Here is a 20,941-nt window from a genome sequence, read left to right on the forward strand (position 1 = left end):
CGGTACCCGCTTCGGAGCTATGGCCACATAAGGCAGGCTTATGGGTAACCGAAGTCGGGGTTGGGGCACGCGGCCCGGTCGGGCCGTGTTCACCACCTTATGGGGCCCCGCCCGGAACCCCGCCCCGGGGTCCGGCGCCCGGCCGGCCCGGGACCGGCGGCGGCGTGCGGCGCGGCGCGGCGGGCCGGGACGGGCGGTCCGCCCGGTACGGGACAATGGGGCCATGAGTCTGTTCCGGGATGACGGCGTCGTACTGCGTACGCAGAAACTGGGCGAGGCCGACCGGATCATCACGTTCCTCACCCGCGGCCACGGGCGCGTGCGGGCCGTCGCGCGCGGGGTGCGCCGCACCAAGTCGAAGTTCGGCGCCCGGCTCGAACCCTTCTCGCACGTGGACGTCCAGTTCTTCGCCCGCGGCTCCGAGCTCGTCGGGCGCGGCCTGCCGCTGTGCACGCAGACGGAGACCATCGCCGCGTACGGCGGCGGCATCGTCACCGACTACGCCCGCTACACGGCCGGCACGGCCATGCTGGAGACCGCCGAGCGGTTCACCGACCACGAGGGCGAGCCCGCCGTCCAGCAGTACCTGCTGCTCGTCGGCGCCCTGCGGACCCTCGCGCGCGGCGAGCACGCCCCGCACCTCGTCCTCGACGCCTTCCTGCTGCGCTCGCTCGCCGTCAACGGCTACGCGCCCTCCTTCGAGGACTGCGCCCGCTGCGGCATCCACGGGCCGAACCGCTTCTTCTCGGTCGCGGCGGGCGGCGTGGTCTGCGGCGACTGCCGGGTGCCCGGCAGCGTCGTACCCTCGGCGGAGGCCGTCGGTCTGCTCAGCGCGCTGCTGACCGGCGACTGGGAGACGGCGGACGCGTGCGAACCGCGCCACGTCAGGGAGGGGAGCGGACTCGTGTCCGCCTATCTGCACTGGCACCTGGAGCGCGGGCTGCGCTCGCTCCGCTACGTGGAGAAGTAGAGAACTAGGAGATGTGAGCCGCATGGCCATGGCACGACGCGGAATCCTCGGGCGCTCCAGGCGCCAGTACAAGGACCCCGAGCCGCATCCGTCCGGCGCGCGCCCGCCGAAGATCCCCGGCGAGATGGTGCCCGACCACGTGGCGATCGTCATGGACGGCAACGGCCGCTGGGCCAAGGACCGCGGCCTGCCCCGCACCGAGGGCCACAAGGTCGGCGCGGAGCGCGTCCTGGACGTGCTCCAGGGCGCGATCGAGATGGGCGTCGGCAGCATCTCCCTGTACGCGTTCTCCACCGAGAACTGGCGGCGCTCCCCCGACGAGGTGCGCTTCCTGATGAACTTCAACCGGGACTTCATCCGCAAGACCCGCGACCAGCTCGACGAGCTCGGCATCCGGGTCCGCTGGGTCGGCCGGATGCCCAAGCTGTGGAAGTCGGTCGCCCAGGAGCTCCAGATCGCCCAGGAGCAGACCAAGGGCAACGACCGCCTCACGCTGTACTTCTGCATGAACTACGGCGGCCGGGCCGAGATCGCGGACGCTGCGCAGGCCCTCGCGGCGGACGTGAAGGCGGGCAGGCTGGACCCGGCGAAGGTCACCGAGAAGACCTTCGCGAAGTACCTGTACTACGCGGACATGCCGGACGTGGACCTCTTCCTGCGACCGAGCGGCGAGCAGCGCACCTCCAACTACCTGCTGTGGCAGAGCGCGTACGCCGAGATGGTCTTCCAGGACGTGCTGTGGCCCGACTTCGACCGCCGCGACCTGTGGCGGGCCTGCCTGGAGTACGCCCAGCGCGACCGCCGCTTCGGCGGTGCCGTGCCGAACGAGCAGCTCCTCGCGATGGAGGCCGCGATGCGCGGCGACGGGGTCCCCGCCGCCGCGGACTGACCCCGGCCCGGCCGCCGTGCGCGCGAAGGGCGCGGCTCCCCGGGAGCCGCGCCCTCCTCCACGTGCGTGTGCCGGCGGTCAGTCCCGGGCCGCCGCCGCGCAGTCCGCGCACGTGCCGAAGATCTCGACCGTGTGCGCCACGTTCACGAAGCCGTGCTCGGCGGCGACGGACTCGGCCCACTCCTCGACGGCCGGGCCCTCCACCTCGACGGCCTTGCCGCAGCCGCGGCACACCAGGTGGTGGTGGTGCTCGCCGGACGAACAGCGGCGGTAGACGGCCTCGCCGTCGCTGGTGCGCAGCACGTCGACCTCGCCCGCGTCGGCGAGCGACTGCAGCGTGCGGTAGACCGTCGTGAGGCCCACGGAGTCACCGCGGTGCTTGAGCATGTCGTGCAGCTCCTGCGCGCTGCGGAACTCGTCCACCTCGTTCAGTGCCGCCGCGACGGCGGCGCGCTGCCGGGTCGACCGTGCGCGTACGCCGGATCCTGCCGTCGCCACAGGTGCCTCCTTGCCCTCGGCCCGCTCACTCGTACGTCTCGTGCGTCCGCTTACGTCGGGCCATTGTGCCAGGCCCCGCGCCGGGACCCCGCAGCCGTGACGCCGTCGTGCGACCGGATTCAGACCTTGACGTCGTCCGCCGTCCCCGGGGACGGCCGTACGCCGCCGTACGCCCCCGCACCGGTCCTGGCCGCCCGCGCGCGGCGCCGGGCCAGCGGCGCGGCCAGCGCGGCGAACACGACGAACACGGCGATGGCCAGCAGCACGATCGTCGCGCCGGGCGGGACGTCCTGGTAGTACGTGGTGACGGTGCCGGCCAGCGTCACCGCCGTACCGATGAGCACCGCCACCGCGAAGGTGGCGCGGAAGCTCCGCGTGAGCTGCTGGGCCGCCGCCACGGGCACCACCATCAGGGCGCTGACCAGCAGCAGCCCGACGACGCGCATGGCGACGGTCACGGTCACCGCGGCCGTCACGGCGACGAGCAGGTTCAACGCCCGCACCGGCAGGCCGGTCACCCGCGCGAACTCCTCGTCCTGGCTGACGGCGAACAACTGGCGGCGCAGTCCCAGCGAGACCGCCAGCACGAACGCCGCGAGCACGCCGATCGCGACCACGTCCTCCTGGGACACCGTCGCCAGCGAGCCGAACAGGTAGCTGACCAGGTTCGCGTTGGAGCCGTCCGGGGAGAGGCTGGTCAGCAGCACGCCGCCGGCCATGCCGCCGTAGAAGAGGAGGGCGAGCGCGAGGTCGCCGCGCGTGCGCCCGTACATGCGGATCAGCTCCATCAGGACGGCGCCGGCGATCGAGACGAGCCCGGCCACCCACACGGGGTTGGCCGACATCAGGAAGCCGAGGCCGACACCGGTCATGGCGACATGGCCGATTCCGTCGCCCATCAGGGCCTGCCGCCGCTGCACCAGGTGGATGCCGACGGCGGGCGCGGTGATGCCGACCAGGACGGCGGCGACGATCGCCCGCTGCATGAACGCGTGGTCGAGGAATTCCATGGTCAGGTCAGCAGTCCCGTGCGGAGCGGCTCGTCAGCCGCGTGCGGATGTACGTGGTCGTGGCCGGGCAGCGCGTGCTGGCCGACGGCCTCCGGCGGCGGCCCGTCGTGGACGACGCACCCGTCGCGCAGGACGACCGCGCGGTTGATCAGCGGCTCCAGCGGCCCCAGCTCGTGCAGGACGAGCAGCACGGTCGTGCCGTTCGCGACCTGCTCGCGCAGGGTCGCGGCGAGCACCTCCTGGCTGGCCAGGTCGACCCCCGCCATCGGCTCGTCCATGATCAGCAGCTCCGGCTCGGAGGCGAGGGCCCGGGCGATCAGCACCCGCTGGTGCTGGCCGCCGGAGAGCGCCCACACGGAGTCCTTCGCCCGGTCGGCGAGCCCGACCAGTTCGATGGCCCGGTCCACGGCCGCGCGGTCCGCCCTGGACAGCCGGCGCAGCCTCGCGCGCGAGAGGCGGCCGGACGACACGACCTCGCGGACCGTCGCCGGGACGCCGCTGGCGGCCGTGGTGCGCTGCGGTACGTAGCCGACGCGCGCCCAGTCGCGGAAGCGGCGCAGGTCGGTGCCGAAGAGGGAGACCGCGCCGCCGGTGAGCGGCACCTGGCCGATGACGGAGCGGACGGCGGTGGACTTGCCGGAGCCGTTGGCGCCGAGCAGCGCGACGACCTCGCCGCGCCGGACGGCGAAGTCGACGCCGCGCAGCACGGGGCGGGAGCCCAGCGTGGCCGTGGCCGCCCGGACGGAGATGACGGGCTCGCTGCTCACCGTGCCTCCAGGGGGTGTGGGAGAGGGGAGGGGACGGGTCACTTCGCGCCGAGGGCCTTTTGGAGGGCCGCCAGGTTGGACTCCATGACCTCCAGGTAGTCAGTGCCCTTGGAGCGCTCGGTGATTCCCTCCAGCGGGTCCAGGACGTCGGTCTTCAGGCCCGTGTCCTTCGCGAGGGTCCTGGCGGTCCGGTCGCTGGCGAGGGTCTCGAAGAAGACGGTGGTGACCTTCTCCTTCTTCGCGATGGCCTGGAGCTCCTTGACGCGGGCCGGGCTGGGCTCCGACTCGGGGTCGACGCCGGAGATGCCCTCCTGGTCCAGGCCGTACCGCTCGGCGAGGTAGCCGAAGGCGGAGTGGGTGGTGATGAAGGTGCGGGTGGAGGTGTTCTTCAGGCCGTCGCGGAACCGGGTGTCCAGGGCGCCCAGCTTCTTCACCAGCGCGTCGGTGTTCTTCCCGTACACCGCGGCGTTGTCCGGGTCGGCCTCGGCGAGGCGGTCGCCCACGCCCTTGGCGATCTCCGCGTACTTCACCGGGTCCAGCCAGACGTGCGGGTCGCCGCCGGCCTCGGTCTCGTGGTGGTGCTCCTCGTGGTGGTGCTCCCCGGCGTGGGACTCCTCGGCGTGGGCCTCGCCCTCGTGGCCGGTGTGGTCCTCGTGCGTGCCGTGCGCCTCCAGCGTGGTCAGGGTGGCCGCGTCCACCGTGTTCTCGACGCCGGCCTGCTTGATCGCGTCGTCGACGGCGGGCTGGAGGCCCTTGAGGTAGAGGATGAAGCCGGCGTCGCCGAGCTCGGCGATCTGGCGCGGCTTGAGTTCCAGGTCGTGCGGCTCGACACCGGGCTGCGTGAGCGTGGTCACGGAGACCTTGTCGCCGCCGATCTGTTCGGCGAGGAACTGCATCGGGTAGAACGACGCCACGACGTCCAGTTTGCCGTCTTTGCTCTTCTCCGCGCCCCCGGAGGAACCGGAACAGGCGGAGAGCGTGACCAGGCCGAGGACGGCGGCGCCGGCGACGGCGGTGGTGGATATGGAGCGTCGTACGTTCATGACACTCATTTTCAACTTTTCTGGAAACGATTGTCAACAAAGGGGCCAAGTGGTCCCCGCCACCCACCGATTTGATCCCAGGGGCTCGCGCGCCGCTAATCTGAGGCATTCGCCGTTCGTCATCGTCGTATGAAGAGAGCACCGTGGCCGCCGACAAGATCGACACCATCGTCAGCCTGAGCAAGCGCCGTGGCTTCGTCTACCCCTGCAGCGAGATCTACGGCGGCCAGAAGGCCGCCTGGGACTACGGGCCGCTCGGTGTGGAGCTGAAGGAGAACATCAAGCGCCAGTGGTGGCGCTACATGGTCACGTCCCGCGAGGACGTCGTCGGCCTCGACTCGTCGGTGATCCTGGCCTCCGAGGTCTGGGAGGCGTCCGGTCACGTCGCGACCTTCACCGACCCGCTCACCGAGTGCACCTCCTGCCACAAGCGCTTCCGCGCCGACCACCTGGAGGAGGCGTACGAGGAGAAGCACGGCCGCCTGCCCGCGAACGGCCTGGCCGACCTGAACTGCCCGAACTGCGGCAACAAGGGCCAGTTCACCGAGCCCAAGCAGTTCTCCGGCCTGCTCTCCACGCACCTCGGCCCGACCCAGGACACCGGCTCCGTCGCCTACCTGCGCCCCGAGACCGCGCAGGGCATCTTCACCAACTTCGCCCAGGTGCAGCAGACCTCGCGCAAGAAGCCGCCGTTCGGCATCGCGCAGATGGGCAAGTCCTTCCGGAACGAGATCACTCCGGGCAACTTCATCTTCCGCACCCGCGAGTTCGAGCAGATGGAGATGGAGTTCTTCGTCAAGCCGGGCGAGGACGAGACGTGGCACGAGTACTGGATGGAGCAGCGCTGGAACTGGTACACGGGCCTGGGCCTGCGTGAGGAGAACATGCGCTGGTACGAGCACCCGAAGGAGAAGCTCTCCCACTACTCGAAGCGCACCGCCGACATCGAGTACCGCTTCCGGTTCGGCGGCAGCGAGTGGGGCGAGCTGGAGGGCGTCGCCAACCGCACCGACTACGACCTGACCGCGCACTCCCGCGCCTCCGGCGCCGACCTGTCGTACTTCGACCAGGAGGCCGGCGAGCGCTGGACCCCGTACGTGATCGAGCCGGCCGCCGGCGTGGGCCGCACGATGCTGGCCTTCCTGCTCGACGCGTACGTCGAGGACGAGGCGCCCAACGCCAAGGGCAAGATGGAGAAGCGCACCTCGCTGCGGCTCGACCCGCGCCTCGCGCCGGTCAAGGTCGCGGTCCTGCCGCTCTCCCGCAACCCGGAGCTGTCCCCGAAGGCCAAGGGCCTCGCCGCGGACCTCCGCAAGAACTGGAACATCGAGTTCGACGACGCGGGCGCCATCGGCCGCCGCTACCGCCGCCAGGACGAGATCGGCACGCCGTTCTGCGTCACCGTCGACTTCGACACCCTCGAGGACAACGCGGTGACCGTCCGCGAGCGCGACTCGATGAAGCAGGAGCGCGTCTCCCTCGACCAGATCCAGGGCTACCTCGCCACCCGTCTGATCGGCTGCTGACGCCCGCCCGCCCGATCGGCCGCCGGCGCGTCCCGGCACGGCACGGCGAAGCCCCCGGCCCCCTCGGCGGGACCGGGGGCTTCGCCGTGCCGCCGACGGGCCGGGCGGGATATTGGGATGCCCGCCCGTGCCCCGCCCGGTACGGTCGTCCCCATGTCCTCCTTCCTCCCGATCTACGAGTGAGAGTGCGCCGGGCCCCGACGCCCGCGCCGCCCCACCAGACACCCCGGACACCCCGGACGACTTCTCACCCCTGAGGGAGACCCCATGGCCAAGAGCCGCAACAACCTGCTCGGTGTGGGCGGGCAGCGCAAGAAGCTGTCCCGCCTCGAACGGCAGGGTTCCGCGCCCCACGGCGCCGGGCGCGCGGCGGACGCCGCCGACGCCAAGCAGGAACTGCTGCGCAGGATGCGCGAGCGCACCCGCCCGCAGCAGCAGGAGCAGGAGACGCCGGAGACGCAGGAGCGGGACCGGCAGAGCTGATCCCCCGCGGCACCAGGGGCCCGGTCGCCTTCCCGGCGGCCGGGCCCCCCGCGTGCCCGGGGGAGCGCGCGCGGTACGGGACAATGGGGGGCATGACCGCGTTCAGTCCCCTCCCCATCGGCCCGCACACCGTGCAGCCGCCGGTGGTGCTCGCCCCGATGGCCGGTATCACCAACGCACCGTTCCGCACGCTCTGCCGTGAGTTCTCCGGCGGCAAGGGCCTGTTCGTGAGCGAGATGATCACCACCCGGGCCCTGGTCGAACGCAATGAGAAGACCATGCAGCTCATCCACTTCGACGCGTCCGAGACGCCGCGCTCGATCCAGTTGTACGGAGTGGACCCCGTCACGGTCGGCAAGGCCGTCCGCATGATCGTGGACGAGGACCTCGCGGACCACATCGACCTGAACTTCGGCTGCCCCGTCCCCAAGGTCACCCGCAAGGGCGGCGGCTCGGCGCTGCCGTTCAAGCGGCCCCTGCTGCGGGCGATTCTCCACGAGGCGGTGGCCAACGCCGGGGACCTGCCGGTCACGATGAAGATGCGCAAGGGCATCGACGACGACCACATCACGTACCTCGACGCGGGCCGCATCGCCGTCGAGGAGGGCGTCACGGCGATCGCCCTGCACGGCCGCACGGCCGCCCAGCACTACGGCGGCACGGCCGACTGGGACGCGATCGCCCGGCTGAAGGAGCACGTCCCGGAGATACCGGTGCTCGGCAACGGCGACATCTGGTCCGCGGACGACGCGCTGCGGATGATGCGCGAGACCGGCTGCGACGGGGTCGTCGTGGGCCGCGGCTGCCTGGGGCGCCCCTGGCTGTTCGGGGACCTCGTGGCGGCGTTCGAGGGCACGGGCGGGGCGGCGGCCCCCACGCTGCGCGAGGTCGCGGACGTCATGGTGCGCCACGCCCGGCTGCTGGGGGAGTGGATCGGCGACGAGTCGCGGGGCGTCGTCGACTTCCGCAAGCACGTCGCCTGGTACCTGAAGGGGTTCGCCGTCGGCTCCGAGATGCGCAAGCGGCTGGCGGTCACGTCGTCCCTGGACGAGCTGAGCGCTCAGTTGAGCGAGCTGGACCTGGACCAGCCGTGGCCGGCGGGCGCCGACGGGCCGCGGGGCCGGACGTCCGGGAACAACCGGGTCGTCCTGCCGGACGGCTGGCTGAAGGACCCGTACGACTGCGCCTCGGTCAGCGCGGACGCCGAGTTGGACACGTCCGGCGGTTGACCGGCGGGTGGACTCCGGACGTCCGGATCGTGGAATCGCGGGCCGGACGACAGCGTGATTCTCGCCACCCCTGATCGGGTGAGTGCTCAGATGAGCACGTTTCACGTGGCTGTACTTCTCAAAGGGTGGCACTCAGTGCCACCCTTTCTGTCTTCAAGAAGTGAAGGCAAGTGTGAAGGGTGGCTGCTCACATGAGCGGTCCTTGGGTGGTTTTTGACCATGACGCTTCAAGGCGTGAATCGTTCCCGCCCGGAGAAGAAACCGTTGCGTAACTTTCGATCTGCTGGCGGACGGGTGGTTAAGGCCGTACGACGGTTAGGCATAGCTCCTCAGGTGCCTTCGATCTGGGTATGTTCCTCGCCGTCAGGGCAGCCACGTCGTCCTCGAGGAGTCGAGACCCGTGTCGGAAAACAAAGATCAGAAGTTCGTGTACGACTTCACCGAGGGCAACAAGGACCTCAAGGACCTTCTCGGGGGCAAGGGCGCCAACCTCGCCGAGATGACCAACCTCGGTCTCCCGGTGCCTCCGGGCTTCACGATCACCACCGAAGCGTGCAAGGTCTACCTGGAGAGCGGCGCCGAGCCGCCCGCGCTCCGCGACGAGGTGAGCGCGCACCTCGACGCGCTCGAACGGAAGATGGGCAAGAAGCTCGGCCAGGCCGACGACCCGCTCCTCGTCTCCGTCCGCTCCGGTGCCAAGTTCTCCATGCCCGGCATGATGGACACGGTCCTCAACATCGGTCTGTCCGACACGTCCGTCGAGGGCCTCGCCCGGCAGTCCGGCGACGAGCGCTTCGCGTGGGACTCCTACCGGCGCCTCATCCAGATGTTCGGCAAGACCGTCCTCGGCGTCGACGGCGACCTCTTCGAGGAGGCGCTCGACGAGGCGAAGGAGGCCAAGGAGGCCGCGGTCGACACCGAACTGGAGGCCGCGGACCTCAAGAAGCTCGTCGAGCGGTTCAAGAAGATCGTCAAGGACGAGGCCGGCCGCGACTTCCCGCAGGACCCGCGCGAGCAGATGGACCTCGCCATCAAGGCCGTCTTCGACTCCTGGAACGGCGACCGCGCCAAGCTGTACCGCCGCCAGGAGCGGATCCCGCACGACCTCGGCACCGCCGTCAACGTCTGCTCGATGGTCTTCGGCAACCTCGGCCCGGACTCCGGCACCGGCGTCGCCTTCACCCGCGACCCCGCCTCCGGCCACCAGGGCGTCTACGGCGACTACCTGCAGAACGCGCAGGGAGAGGACGTCGTCGCCGGCATCCGCAACACCGTGCCGCTCGCCGAGCTGGAGTCGATCGACAAGAAGTCGTACGACCGGCTCATGGGCATCATGGAGACGCTGGAGAACCACTACAAGGACCTCTGCGACATCGAGTTCACCATCGAGCGCGGCCAGCTGTGGATGCTCCAGACCCGCGTCGGCAAGCGCACCGCCGCGGCGGCCTTCCGGATCGCCACCCAGCTCGTCGACCAGGGCCTCATCGACGAGGCCGAGGCGCTCCAGCGCGTCAACGGCGCGCAGCTCGCCCAGCTGATGTTCCCGCGCTTCGACGAGGGCGCGAAGGTCGAGCAGATCGGCCGCGGCATCGCCGCCTCGCCGGGCGCCGCCGTCGGCAAGGCCGTCTTCGACTCGTACACCGCCGTCAAGTGGTCCCGCTCCGGCGAGAAGGTCATCCTCATCCGCCGCGAGACCAACCCGGACGACCTGGACGGCATGATCGCCGCCGAGGGCATCCTCACCTCGCGCGGCGGCAAGACCTCGCACGCCGCCGTCGTCGCCCGCGGCATGGGCAAGACCTGTGTCTGCGGCGCCGAGGAGCTGGAGGTCGACACGAAGCGCCGCCGGATGACCGTGCCGGGCGGCCACGTCGTCGAGGAGGGCGACGTCGTCTCCATCGACGGCTCCACCGGCAAGGTGTACCTGGGCGAGGTGCCCGTCGTGCCGTCGCCGGTCGTCGAGTACTTCGAGGGCCGGATGCACGCCGGCGCCGACGACGCCGACGAGCTGGTCCAGGCCGTCCACCGGATCATGGCGTACGCGGACCGCGTCCGCCGGCTGCGGGTCCGCGCCAACGCCGACAACGCCGAGGACGCCCTGCGCGCCCGCCGGTTCGGCGCCCAGGGCATCGGCCTGTGCCGCACCGAGCACATGTTCCTCGGCGACCGCCGCCAGTACGTCGAGCGGCTGATCCTCGCGGACACGGACGCCGAGCGCGAGGAGGCCCTGGAGGCGCTGCTGCCGCTGCAGAAGGACGACTTCGTCGAGCTGTTCGAGGCGATGGACGGGCTGCCCGTCACCGTCCGCCTGCTCGACCCGCCGCTCCACGAGTTCCTGCCCGACATCACCGAGCTGTCGGTGCGCGTCGCGCTCGCGGAGGCCCGCAAGGAACCGCACGAGAACGAGCTGCGCCTGCTCCAGGCCGTGCACCGGCTGCACGAGCAGAACCCGATGCTGGGTCTGCGCGGCGTCCGCCTCGGCCTGGTCATCCCCGGCCTGTTCACGATGCAGGTGCGGGCCATCGCGGAGGCGGCCGCCCAGCGCGTCGAGGCCAAGGGCGACCCGCGCGCCGAGATCATGATCCCGCTCGTCGGCACCGTGCAGGAGCTGGAGCTGGTCCGCGACGAGGCCGAGCAGGTCATCGCCGAGGTGCAGCGGCGCACCGGCGTGGACCTGCGGCTGGCGCTCGGCACGATGATCGAGCTGCCGCGCGCCGCCGTCACCGCCGGGCAGATCGCGGAGTGCGCCGAGTTCTTCTCCTTCGGCACCAACGACCTCACGCAGACCGTCTGGGGCTTCTCCCGCGACGACGTGGAGGCCAGCTTCTTCACCGCGTACCTGGAGAAGGGCATCTTCGGGGTGTCGCCGTTCGAGACGATCGACAAGGACGGCGTCGGCGCCCTCGTGCGGCACGCCGTGGAGGCCGGCCGGTCCACCCGCCCGGACATCAAGCTCGGCGTGTGCGGCGAGCACGGCGGCGACCCGGAGTCGGTGCACTTCTTCCACGAGGTGGGTCTGGACTACGTCTCCTGCTCGCCGTTCCGGATCCCGGTCGCCCGCCTGGAGGCCGGCCGGGCCGCGGCCCAGTCGGACGGCAGCGACAGCCGCTGACCCACCCGGTCCCGCCGCGGCGCCCCCGCGGCGGGACCCCGCAGGCACCGGAGCCGCCGTCTGTCACCCGACCCTCACCGATCGGCGGCGGCTCCGGGTCGCAGGGATACGGGGCGGACACCTTTGTGCGGAGGTGTCCGCCCCGTACTGTTTCCTTGGTGTTCGTCCATCCGTACAGGTACGTGTCCGGTGAATTGAGACCGGTTGAATTCTGCTCCGGTTGAAGCACGGACCATTTACGGGAGATTGACTTCACGTCAATTCTGCGGCCCCGGCGGGCAAACAAACGGGCGGAGCGCGGCCACCGGATCCCCACCCGCCGACCGCGCCCCATTACCCCTGCCAGACAGGAGAGCCGCAACCTTTCAGTCCCGCCGCCGGGCGCGAGAAGCCCCCCACGGTCTTCCGACGCGCCACCTCGGTCCTGAAGGTTTCCCGTCTGACGGCGTACAGCTTTTCGGTTCCCGGCCCTCGTCCGCGACGCGTTTCAACTGTGGCTGAAATGCCGTGGTAACAACCTGTGATGGCATGCATACTCCTTGGTGGGGGGTGATTGCGCATGCAACAGGTGGGGGTTCAGTGCTTCGTATACATTTCACCGGCGCGGATCTCGCGGGGCTCCGGATGGCGGCCCGGCCCGACGCGCTGTGGGAAGCGATCCTCAGCTTTCACCGTTTGCGGGACAGGCGGGGCGCCCTGGTCTACGGGGAATGGCGCTCCGAAACCCGGACGCGGTTGAACGGTGAAACAAGACTGCTGGGCGCGCTCGTCCCCGCACGGGGGTATTTCCCGGACTTCCTGACCCCGCCGGAAGGGCTCCAGGGCCTCGACGCGGCGCTGGAGGCCGTACGCGCCACGCCGCCCGCCCGGCTCCACGCGGAGCTGTCCGTGCTCGCCTCGGAGCGCGCGGCCGCGACCCCCCTGCCCTCCTGGACGGGGGACCTCGCGGAAGGGCGCCCGGAGGCCCTGTGCCGGCTCCTGGGAGCGCTGCGCGGCTACCACCGGGCCGCCGTCGAGCCGTACTGGACGTACATCCAGGCGCGGGTGGAGGCGGACCGGGCGGTGCGGGGCCGGGCGCTGCTCGACGGCGGCGCCGAGGAGCTGCTGGCCTCCCTGCCGCCGATGCTGCGCTGGCGCGCGCCGGTCCTGGAGGCGGACTACCCGGTCGACCGCGACGTGCGGCTCGGCGGGCGCGGGCTGCTGCTCCAGCCGTCGTACTTCTGCCGGGGCACGGCCGTGATGTACCGGAACCCCGAGCTGCCGCCGGTGCTCGTCTACCCGGTGACGCACGCGGACGCCCCCGCCGCGGCCGGCGAGCAGGGCGGGGCGCCGCTGGGGCGGCTGGTGGGCCACACCCGCTCCGCCGTCCTCAAGGCCATCGGGCAGGGCGGCACGACCAGCGAGCTGGCCCGCCGCGCCGGGGTGTCCCTCGCCTCGGCGAGCCAGCACGCGGGCGTCCTGCGCGACGCCGGACTGGTGGTGACCCTGCGCCAGGGCAGCTCCGTGCTGCACACCCTGACGCCGCTGGGCGCCGCCCTGCTGCACGGCGGCGCCCAGCCGGTGCGGGAGCGCCACCGCTACGCGCGGAACGGCCCCGTCACCTCGTAGGTGATGCCGCCGGACGAGCTGCCCGTCGTGCCGCGCTGGCTGGAGAAGTACAGCCGCCGGCCGTCGGGCGAGAACGCCGGGCCGCAGATCTCCGACCCGGACTGGCCGAGGATCCGCACGAACGGCGCGACCACGTCGTCCGGCGTGATCAGGCAGATCTCCATGTTGCCGCCGTCCTCGGCGACGTACAGGTCGCCCGAGGACGTGCCGGTGATGTTGTCGACCCCCGTCAGCGGGGCGCCGCCGGAGACGAGCGAGTCGTCGTACGCCAGCGCGTAGGTGTTCGCCGCCAGGTCGAGCTGCCACACGCGGCCGTCGCCCTTGGTGGTGAACCAGACGGTGCCGTTGGCGTAGTGGCAGCCCTCGCCGCCGTTGAACCGCTTCGCGCCGGACACCTGGTTGCGGGTGGCGGTGGGGGAGCCGTCCGGGTCGGGGACGGTCGCCCAGGTGAAGGAGCCCGACGTGGCCGTGCCGGCCTTCAGCACCTGGAGGGTGCCCGACGACAGGTCGCCCCAGGTGTTCGGCACGAACCGGTAGAAGCAGCCGTCCGACGCGTCCTCCGTCAGGTAGACGACCCTGCGGACCGGGTCGGCCGCGGCGGCCTCGTGGTTGAAGCGGCCCATCGCGGCGTGGCGGACCGCGGCCTTCACGCCCCACGGGTCGGTCTCGTACACGTACCCCGTGCTGACCTCCTCGCAGGACAGCCAGGTGTTCCACGGGGTGGCGCCGCCCGCGCAGTTGCGGTTGGTGTTGGACAGGATGCGGTACGCGCTCGTGACGTTGCCCGACGCGTCGAAGCGGATGGCGCTCGCACCGCCCGTGCTGGAGACCTCGGAGTTGGAGACGTAGATCCAGCCGCTCCCGTCGGCGAAGCAGGCGCCGCCGTCCGGGGCGGCGTGCCAGACGTAGGAGGTGGCGCCGACCCGCTGCCCCGACCGGGCGACGACCCGGCTGGTGAAGCCGGCCGGGAGCTGGAGGCCGTTCGCGTCGGCCGTGCCGAGCGCTCCGTACGGGCCGGGGCCGGGCTGGGCCGGGGCCGCGTAGGCCGCGCCCCGCATCAGCGTGTAGCCGAAGGCCGCGGCCGCGCCGCCCGCGACCGCTCCGCGCAGGAAACTGCGACGTTCCACTTCATCACTCCACTGGGGTGGTGACCGCCCCGTCGCACCGGTCGGCGACGGGGTCGCGCGTGCCGGAACCTAGGGGTCCCGGGTTGACAGTGCATCAACAAGCGGTGAAGGGGAAGGAGCGTTCGGCGGTCGGCTCTCCGGGACGCCCCGGGCGCGGCCGACCGGAAAAAAATGTGCGCGGCGGCGATGAGTTCCGCCGGGGACGGCGGTCTACCCCTCCGTAACGGCCACAGAGGCCACATCGGTCACAGCAGCCACACCGGATGGAGAACCCGCCATGGGACAGATGATCTTCGTGAACCTGCCGGTCAAGGACCTCGACGCGGCCAAGGGCTTCTGGACGGAGCTCGGCTACTCCTTCAACCCGCAGTTCACCGACGAGAACGCGGCCTGCCTGGTCTTCAGCGACACGATCTTCGCGATGCTGCTCACGGAGCCGTTCTTCAAGAACTTCACGAAGAAGGAGGTCGCCGACGCGTCCGCCACCACGGAGACGATCATCGCGCTGAGCGCCGAGAGCCGCGCCCAGGTCGACGAGCTCGTCGACAAGGCGCTGGCCGCCGGCGCGACCCCGGCCAACGAGCCGCTGGAGTACGGCGACGCCATGTACAGCCGCTCCTTCGAGGACCTCGACCACCACATCTGGGAGGTCGTGTGGACGGACGTCGAGAAGATGCGGGCGCAGGGCTGAGCCGGGCGCGCACACGCCGACGGCGACGGGGACCGCGGTCGTCACGGTCCCCGTCGCCGCCCGGCCGGCGGGCCGGCCCCCGTACCGTCAGCTCGTGCGCACCGGGTACACCGCCACCGACACCTCGTCGTCGTCCAGGCAGCGGCCGGTCTCCAGGTCGAAGCGCTGCTTCAGCAGCGGCGACGCGACGAACGTGCGCCCGTTCGCCGAGCCGATCAGGCCCCGCGACAGCACCTGGGCGCCGGTGAACGGATCCCGGTTGTCGATCGCGTACAGCCGCCCCGACCGGTCCCGGAACAGCGCCGCCTGCCGGCCGTCCGGCAGCAGGGCGGCCATGCCCCGGCCCGGCGTCAGCACGGTCGTGTCGCAGATCGGCAGCCAGTCGTCGTCGTGCGAGAGTTCCAGCTTCATCGGGCGGACACACCTTCCAGGGTGAGGATCGTCAGGTCGGGCTTGATCTGGCCCCGCTCCGGCACGAACCGCACCGACGGGTCCGGCGCGTCGGGGGCGTTCACGAAGGACACGAACCGGGCCAGCCGCTCCGGGTCCGCGAGGGTCTCGGACCACTCGTCGCGGTAGCCGGCCACGTGCCGGGACATCAGCTCGTCGAGCTCCTCGCCGATGCCCAGCGAGTCCTCGACCACGACCTCCCGGACGTGGTCGAGACCGATCCGCTCCACCCACGGGGCGGTGCGCTCCAGCCGCTCGGCGGTGCGGATGTAGTACATCAGGAACCGGTCGATCAGCTTGATCAGCTCGGCGTCCGACAGGTCCTTCGCCAGCAGGTCGGAGTGGCGCGGCGTCGCGCCGCCGTTGCCGCCGACGTACAGGTTCCAGCCGTTCGCCGTGGCGATGACGCCGAAGTCCTTCGACTGGGCCTCGGCGCACTCGCGCTGGCAGCCCGACACCGCCGACTTCAGCTTGTGCGGCGCCCGCAGGCCGCGGTAGCGCAGCTCCAGGTCGATCGCCATGCGCACCGAGTCCTGCACGCCGTACCGGCACCAGGTCTGCCCCACGCAGGACTTCACGGTCCGCAGCGCCTTGCCGTACGCGTGCCCCGACTCGAAGCCCGCGTCCACCAGCCGCGCCCAGATCGCCGGGAGCTGCTCGACGCGCGCGCCGAACAGGTCGATCCGCTGACCGCCCGTGATCTTCGTGTAGAGCCCGAAGTCCCGCGCCACCTCGCCGATGACGATCAGCTTCTCCGGGGTGATCTCCCCACCGGGGATGCGCGGCACGATCGAGTACGAGCCGTTGCGCTGCATGTTGGCGAGGAAGTGGTCGTTGGTGTCCTGGAGCGCGGCCTGCTCGCCGTCGAGGACGTAGCCGTGGGAGAGGGACGCCAGGATCGAGGCGACGGTCGGCTTGCAGATCTCGCACCCCTCGCCGCCCTTGGCCTCCTCCCGCCCGTAGCGGTCGAGGAGCTCCGCGTACGAGGTGATCCGCAGCACCTGCACGATCTCGTACAGGTCCTGGCGGGTCTGCGGGAAGCAGCCGCACAGCCCGCCGTCGCCGGTCTTCGGCAGCAACTGCTGGATGACCTTGACGCAACTGCCGCAGCCCGTGCCGGCCTTGGTGCACTTCTTCACCTCGGGCAGCGTGGTGTGCTCGCAGATCGCGCCCTTGGTGACGTTGTGGCAGGAGCAGATCACCGCGTCGTCCGGCAGCGACTCCGGCCCCAGCGCGACCGGGGCGCCCGCGCCCGCCGGGAGGACCAGTTGCTCGGGGGAGACGGGCGGCACCGAACCGGTCAGCGGTCGCAGCATCCCGTACGAGTCGGCGTCACCGACCAGGACGCCGCCGAGCAACCGGCCGTCCGCGTCGACGACGAGCTTCTTGTACACGCCGGCCCGCGAGTCCGCGTACACGACGTCCAGGCAGCCCTCGGCCGTGCCGTGCGCGTCGCCGAACGACGCCACGTCCACGCCGAGCAGCTTCAGCTTCGTGGAGGTGTCCGCGCCGGTGAACGAGGACTCCCGCCCGGCGATGGCGTCCGCGGCCGTCAGCGCCATCTCGTTGCCCGGCGCCACCAGGCCGTACACCCTGCCGTCCGCCGCGAGGGCGCACTCGCCGATCGCGTAGACCGCCGGGTCGGACGTGCGGCACCGCTCGTCGACCGCGATGCCGCCGCGCTCGCCGACCTCCAGGCCGCAGTCGCGGGCGAGCTGGTCGCGGGGGCGGACGCCGGCGGAGAAGACGACCATGTCCGCGGCGAGCTCCGAGCCGTCCGACAGCTTCATGCCGGTGACCGCGCCGTCGTCCCCGACGGTGACCGCCTGCGTGCCGACGCCCGTGTGGACGGACAGGCCCATGCCCTCGATGGTGCGCAGCAGCGCGGCGCCGCCGCCCTCGTCGACCTGGACCGGCATCAGCCGGGGCGCGAACTCCACGACGTGGGTCTCCAGCCCGAGGCCCTTGAGCGCGCCCGCCGCCTCCAGGCCCAGCAGGCCGCCGCCGACGACCGCGCCGGTCTTCGAGGTCCTGGCGTACTCCTCGATGGCGAGGAGGTCCTCGATGGTGCGGTAGACGAAGCAGCCCTTCGCGTCCTTGCCGGGGACCGGCGGCACGAACGGGTACGAGCCGGTCGCCAGGACCAGCGTGTCGTACGCGACGGTCAGCCCGGACCGCGCGGTGACCGTGCGGGCCTCCCGGTCGATCGCGACCGCCGGGTCGCCGGTGTGCAGCTCGATGCCGTGCTCCGCCATGAATCCGTCGGGCACCATCGACAGGTCCTCGGGCGTGCGGCCGGAGAAGTACGAGGTCAGCTGGACCCGGTCGTACGCGGGGCGGGGCTCCTCGCACAGGACGACCACGCGGGCCCGCCCGGTCACGCCGCGCTCGGCGAGGGCCTCCAGGAAGCGCTGGCCGACCATGCCGTGGCCGACGAGGACGATGGTGGGCGTGTGCGCCGCCCCGGGCGTGTTCGGCATGTCAGGAGCCTCCGTCATGGGTGAGCAGGTGAAGCAGGGGCGCGTCGGGGAGGGCTTCGTCGCCCTCCCACGCCCGGGCGAGCGTCCCGACCGCGCCGAGGTCGCCGATCAGGACGCCGCCGACGAGCCGGTCGCCCCGGACGACGACCTTCCGGTACGCGCTGCGCGTGGCGTCGGCGAGCCGCACGGTGTCGTCGCCGGCCCGGGGCACGGGCTCGCCGAACGCGGCCAGTTCGAGGGCGTCCAGGCTGAGCCGGGTCAGCGCCCGCGTGCCCCGGTAGGCGGCGTCGCCCCCGGCCAGGACGGTCGCGAGCACGTCGGCCTGCTCCAGGGCGGCGCCGGCCAGCCCGTAGAGCCGGCCGTCGTGCTCGGCGCAGTCGCCCACGGCGTGGATGTACGGGTCGGAGGTGCGCAGTTGGTCGTCGACGACGATCCCGCGCCGCACGTCCAGCCCCGCCTCCAGGGCGAGCCCGACGCGCGGCCGGACCCCGCAGGCGAGGACGACCAGGTCGGCGTCGAGCACGAACCCGTCGGCCAGCTCGACGGCGGTCACCGCGCCCGACGCGGCCCTCAGACCGCGCACCCGGCACTCGGTGTGCACCTCCACGCCGAGCCCCGCCAGGTGGCGGCGCAGCAGCCCGGAGGCGTCGGCGTCCAACTGGCGCTCCATGAGGTGCTCGCCCTGCTGGGCCAGCACCACCTCGGCGCCCCGGGCCGCCAGCGCGCGGGCGGCGGACACCCCGAGCAGGCCGCCGCCGATGACCACGGCGCGCGCGCCGGGCCCCACCTGTGCGTCCAGCGCCAGGCAGTCGTCGAGCGTCCGGAACGCGTGCACCCCGGCGGGCATCCGGTCACCGCCCGCGAGGCCGCGCAGCGGCGGCAGCACCGGGTTCGAGCCGGTGGCCAGAACCAGCCGGTCGTATGCGACGCGGGTGCCGTCCGCGCAGTGCACCTCGCGGGCGTCCCGGTCGATGCCGGTGACGCGGACACCGCGTCGCGCCGGCTCGCCCCGGGGCGCGGGCAGGGCGATCACCTCGGGCCCGTACCTGCCGGCCAGGACGTCCGCGAGCAGCACCCGGTTGTACGGGGCGTGCGGCTCCTCGCCGAGCAGGGTGACGGGCAGCCGCTCGGCGAGGCGCGCCCCCGCCGTACCACCGCCGACCACCACGATCCGTGAACTCATGTCCAGCAGCGTGCGTCGGCGGTGTTTCCCGTCGGGATCCCGTTTGTTTCGCGCGCGGAAAGCTGACCTCAGCGGGGACGCCCGCCGGCGGTGAGGGGAGCGGCGGCCCTCCCGCCGGGGCCGCCCGGAGGCGTCCGGGTCCGTCCGGGGCCGTCCAGGGTCGCTCCCGGGGCCGTCCGGGGTCCGGCGGGGGCGGGAGAGGGGCACCACATAGGGTCATGTGCATGCCGGACATCTCGCTGACCTCCCTCGTTCTGCTCTGTCTCGCCGCACTGCTGGCGGGCTGGATCGACGCGGTGGTGGGCGGCGGCGGGCTGCTGCTCCTGCCGGCGATGCTGCTCGGCGTGCCGCACGTGCCGGCCGCGCAGTGCCTGGGGACGAACAAGGCGGTGGCCATCGTCGGCACGGCCGGCGCGGCCGTGACGTACGTGCGCCGGGCGCCCGTGGCCGTCCTGACGGCCGTCCGGATCGGCCTGGCCGCGCTCGCCGGCTCGATGGGCGGGGCGTTCTTCGCGGCGGGGGTCAGCAGCGACGTGCTGCGCCCGGCGATCCTCGTCGTGCTGGTGGGCGTCGCGGTGTTCGTGCTGCTGCGGCCGTCGTTCGGGACCGGGCCGGCGGCCCGGGGGCCGGTGGGGCGGGCGCGGCTCGTCACCGCGATCGTGCTGGTGGGCGGCGGGGTGGGCTTCTACGACGGGCTGTTCGGGCCCGGCACCGGCACGTTCCTGGTGCTGGCGCTCACGGCGGTGCTGCACCTGGACCTGGTGACCGCCTCGGCCACCGCGAAGGTCGTCAACGTCTGCACGAACGGCGGCGCGCTGGCGATGTTCGCGTACCAGGGGAACGTCATGTGGCGGCTGGCGGCGCTGATGGCGGTGTTCAACCTGGCGGGCGGCGTGCTGGGGGCGCGGATGGCGCTGCGGAAGGGCGCGGGGTTCGTGCGCGGGGTGCTGCTGGCCGTCGTGTTCTCGCTCGTCGCGAAGCTGGCGTTCGACCAGTGGGCGTGACGGCGGCGCGGGTCGGGCGCGGCGGGGCCGGGGCGGCGGTCAGCGCGCGCCGATGAGGTGGGCGTACACGACGACGTTGCCCTGGTAGCCGGTCTCCGGGGAGAAGGCGCCGCCGCAGGTGATGACGCGCAGCTCGGCGTGGTCCGACCGGCCGTACACCTTGGCGTCGGGGAAGGCGTCGTTGTCGTACACCTCCACGGCGTCGACGGTGAAGACGGCGGTCCGCCCGTCCAGGCGGGCCACCTCCACGCGGTCGCCCTTCCTCAGCGCGCCCAGCGCGTAGAACACCGCGGGGCCCTCGTCGTTGTCGACGTGGCCCGCCACGATCGCCGTGCCGCGGGCGCCGGGCGGGGGGCCGCCCCCGTACCAGCCGGCCAGGTTGCGGTCCCCGGCCGGCGGCACGTCGAGGCTGCCGTCCGCCCCGAGGCCGAGCCGGACGACGGGCGCGTCGACGCCGATGCGCGGGATGCGGACGCGCACCGGCGCGGACGGCGGCATCGGATCGGCGGCCGCGGGGGTGTGCCAGCCCGGCCCGGCCGCGAACGCCTCGGCGGCGGACGGGACGGGCGGTCCCGCCCCGTCGGAGCCGCTCTGCACCAGCCACAGGCCGACGCAGGCGGCGACGGCTATGCCCCAGCCCTTGCCGCGGGCCTTGGTCTCGGTGGGGCTGCTCATGGGGTGAGACCTCCAGGTGCGGGGCCTCCTCGCGGGGCGAGGTCCGTGCCGGGGCCCGCGGACGAGGGGCCCCGAGGGGGGCCCCGAGGGGGAGGGGCCCCGCCCCCGCCGCGGTCTCGGGGCCGCGCGGCGGGGGCGGGGGCCGGGGGGACGGGCGGCCGCCGGTGCGCGGCGGCGGCCGCCCGCCGGGGAGGAG

General features: G+C 72.3%; 18 protein-coding genes. 9 read left to right on the plus strand and 9 right to left on the minus strand.

Annotated elements, in window-relative coordinates; all coding sequences use genetic code 11:
- Positions 1-223: 223 nt before the first annotated feature.
- Both recO and AC07D6_RS01540 read left to right on the plus strand, forming a co-directional pair.
- Positions 224-970, plus strand: a complete 747-nt coding sequence (recO, locus tag AC07D6_RS01535; RefSeq protein ID WP_315878102.1) for a DNA repair protein RecO — start codon at positions 224-226, stop codon at positions 968-970.
- Positions 971-998: 28 nt separating this feature from the next.
- Positions 999-1,859: an isoprenyl transferase gene (locus AC07D6_RS01540; protein ID WP_315878128.1), complete on the plus strand. Its 861-nt coding sequence runs from the start codon at positions 999-1,001 to the stop codon at positions 1,857-1,859.
- Positions 1,860-1,937: 78 nt separating this feature from the next.
- Here the strand turns inward: AC07D6_RS01540 and AC07D6_RS01545 are convergent, their stop codons facing one another.
- The 4 genes from AC07D6_RS01545 to AC07D6_RS01560 all read right to left on the minus strand — a co-directional run bounded on the left by AC07D6_RS01545 (position 1,938) and on the right by AC07D6_RS01560 (position 5,177).
- Complete coding sequence (locus tag AC07D6_RS01545) at positions 1,938-2,357, minus strand: Fur family transcriptional regulator (RefSeq protein ID WP_479041089.1); 420 nt, start codon at positions 2,355-2,357, stop codon at positions 1,938-1,940.
- Between the two features lie 119 nt (positions 2,358-2,476).
- Positions 2,477-3,367 carry a metal ABC transporter permease gene (locus tag AC07D6_RS01550; protein WP_479041091.1) on the minus strand — a complete coding sequence of 297 codons (891 nt, stop codon included), beginning with the start codon at positions 3,365-3,367 and terminating at the stop codon, positions 2,477-2,479.
- Between the two features lie 2 nt (positions 3,368-3,369).
- A complete protein-coding gene (locus tag AC07D6_RS01555) occupies positions 3,370-4,134 on the minus strand; it encodes a metal ABC transporter ATP-binding protein (RefSeq protein WP_315878105.1) in 765 nt (254 codons plus the stop codon).
- A gap of 38 nt (positions 4,135-4,172) precedes the next feature.
- Complete coding sequence (locus AC07D6_RS01560; protein WP_315878106.1) at positions 4,173-5,177, minus strand: metal ABC transporter substrate-binding protein; 1,005 nt, start codon at positions 5,175-5,177, stop codon at positions 4,173-4,175.
- Positions 5,178-5,320: 143 nt separating this feature from the next.
- Here AC07D6_RS01560 and AC07D6_RS01565 point away from each other — a divergent pair, with 143 nt between their 5' ends.
- The 5 genes from AC07D6_RS01565 (at position 5,321) to AC07D6_RS01585 (ending at position 13,135) form a co-directional block, all read left to right on the plus strand.
- Positions 5,321-6,703, plus strand: coding sequence for a glycine--tRNA ligase (locus AC07D6_RS01565; protein WP_479041094.1), 1,383 nt, complete (start codon positions 5,321-5,323; stop codon positions 6,701-6,703).
- 267 nt (positions 6,704-6,970) lie between these two features.
- Positions 6,971-7,186 (plus strand): DUF6243 family protein, encoded by a 216-nt coding sequence (locus AC07D6_RS01570; protein ID WP_315878108.1) that lies wholly within the window; start codon positions 6,971-6,973, stop codon positions 7,184-7,186.
- A gap of 92 nt (positions 7,187-7,278) precedes the next feature.
- The gene (gene dusB / locus AC07D6_RS01575; RefSeq protein ID WP_315878109.1) at positions 7,279-8,415 is read left to right on the plus strand and encodes a tRNA dihydrouridine synthase DusB; all 1,137 of its coding nucleotides are present in this window, start codon (positions 7,279-7,281) and stop codon (positions 8,413-8,415) included.
- Between the two features lie 400 nt (positions 8,416-8,815).
- Positions 8,816-11,527, plus strand: coding sequence for a pyruvate, phosphate dikinase (gene ppdK, locus AC07D6_RS01580; RefSeq protein WP_479041096.1), 2,712 nt, complete (start codon positions 8,816-8,818; stop codon positions 11,525-11,527).
- A gap of 579 nt (positions 11,528-12,106) precedes the next feature.
- Complete coding sequence (locus AC07D6_RS01585; protein WP_315878111.1) at positions 12,107-13,135, plus strand: ArsR/SmtB family transcription factor; 1,029 nt, start codon at positions 12,107-12,109, stop codon at positions 13,133-13,135.
- Here the strand turns inward: AC07D6_RS01585 and AC07D6_RS01590 are convergent.
- The gene (locus tag AC07D6_RS01590) at positions 13,105-14,262 is read right to left on the minus strand and encodes an alkaline phosphatase PhoX (RefSeq protein ID WP_315878112.1); all 1,158 of its coding nucleotides are present in this window, start codon (positions 14,260-14,262) and stop codon (positions 13,105-13,107) included. The genes AC07D6_RS01585 and AC07D6_RS01590 overlap by 31 nt on opposite strands.
- A gap of 277 nt (positions 14,263-14,539) precedes the next feature.
- Here AC07D6_RS01590 and AC07D6_RS01595 point away from each other — a divergent pair, with 277 nt between their 5' ends.
- A complete protein-coding gene (locus AC07D6_RS01595; RefSeq protein ID WP_479041098.1) occupies positions 14,540-14,953 on the plus strand; it encodes a VOC family protein in 414 nt (137 codons plus the stop codon).
- Between the two features lie 87 nt (positions 14,954-15,040).
- On the opposite strand, the gene nirD is transcribed toward AC07D6_RS01595, so the two are convergent.
- From nirD to AC07D6_RS01610, 3 genes are read right to left on the minus strand one after another with little or no spacing between them, the layout of a single operon-like run.
- A complete protein-coding gene (gene nirD, locus AC07D6_RS01600) occupies positions 15,041-15,364 on the minus strand; it encodes a nitrite reductase small subunit NirD (protein ID WP_315878114.1) in 324 nt (107 codons plus the stop codon).
- On the minus strand, positions 15,361-17,883 hold the full coding sequence (gene nirB, locus AC07D6_RS01605) for a nitrite reductase large subunit NirB (protein WP_479041100.1): 2,523 nt from the start codon (positions 17,881-17,883) through the stop codon (positions 15,361-15,363). Before nirB ends, nirD begins: the two co-directional genes overlap by 4 nt.
- Position 17,884: 1 nt before the next feature.
- Positions 17,885-19,066, minus strand: a complete 1,182-nt coding sequence (locus tag AC07D6_RS01610; RefSeq protein ID WP_315878116.1) for an NAD(P)/FAD-dependent oxidoreductase — start codon at positions 19,064-19,066, stop codon at positions 17,885-17,887.
- A 224-nt stretch (positions 19,067-19,290) separates the two neighbouring features.
- On the opposite strand from AC07D6_RS01610, the gene AC07D6_RS01615 reads away from it, so the two are divergent.
- Positions 19,291-20,070, plus strand: a complete 780-nt coding sequence (locus tag AC07D6_RS01615) for a sulfite exporter TauE/SafE family protein (RefSeq protein WP_479041102.1) — start codon at positions 19,291-19,293, stop codon at positions 20,068-20,070.
- Between the two features lie 39 nt (positions 20,071-20,109).
- Here the strand turns inward: AC07D6_RS01615 and AC07D6_RS01620 are convergent, their stop codons facing one another.
- Positions 20,110-20,745 carry a class F sortase gene (locus tag AC07D6_RS01620; RefSeq protein ID WP_479041104.1) on the minus strand — a complete coding sequence of 212 codons (636 nt, stop codon included), beginning with the start codon at positions 20,743-20,745 and terminating at the stop codon, positions 20,110-20,112.
- Positions 20,746-20,941 lie beyond the last annotated feature (196 nt).

The sequence above is a fragment of the Streptomyces sp. NPDC045287 genome (genome assembly GCF_056432325.1).

Excerpts from the sequence above, each read along its gene's own strand:
- recO (WP_315878102.1), top strand. The coding sequence starts at position 224 with ATGAGTCTGTTCCGGGATGACGGCGTCGTACTGCGTACGCAGAAACTG.
- AC07D6_RS01540 (WP_315878128.1), top strand. The coding sequence starts at position 999 with ATGGCACGACGCGGAATCCTCGGGCGCTCCAGGCGCCAGTACAAGGAC.
- AC07D6_RS01550 (WP_479041091.1), bottom strand. The coding sequence starts at position 3,367 with ATGGAATTCCTCGACCACGCGTTCATGCAGCGGGCGATCGTCGCCGCC.
- AC07D6_RS01560 (WP_315878106.1), bottom strand. The coding sequence starts at position 5,177 with ATGAACGTACGACGCTCCATATCCACCACCGCCGTCGCCGGCGCCGCC.
- AC07D6_RS01570 (WP_315878108.1), top strand. The coding sequence starts at position 6,971 with ATGGCCAAGAGCCGCAACAACCTGCTCGGTGTGGGCGGGCAGCGCAAG.
- dusB (WP_315878109.1), top strand. The coding sequence starts at position 7,279 with ATGACCGCGTTCAGTCCCCTCCCCATCGGCCCGCACACCGTGCAGCCG.
- AC07D6_RS01595 (WP_479041098.1), top strand. The coding sequence starts at position 14,540 with ATGGGACAGATGATCTTCGTGAACCTGCCGGTCAAGGACCTCGACGCG.
- nirD (WP_315878114.1), bottom strand. The coding sequence starts at position 15,364 with ATGAAGCTGGAACTCTCGCACGACGACGACTGGCTGCCGATCTGCGAC.
- nirB (WP_479041100.1), bottom strand. The coding sequence starts at position 17,883 with ATGCCGAACACGCCCGGGGCGGCGCACACGCCCACCATCGTCCTCGTC.
- AC07D6_RS01610 (WP_315878116.1), bottom strand. The coding sequence starts at position 19,066 with ATGAGTTCACGGATCGTGGTGGTCGGCGGTGGTACGGCGGGGGCGCGC.
- AC07D6_RS01615 (WP_479041102.1), top strand. The coding sequence starts at position 19,291 with ATGCCGGACATCTCGCTGACCTCCCTCGTTCTGCTCTGTCTCGCCGCA.
- AC07D6_RS01620 (WP_479041104.1), bottom strand. The coding sequence starts at position 20,745 with ATGAGCAGCCCCACCGAGACCAAGGCCCGCGGCAAGGGCTGGGGCATA.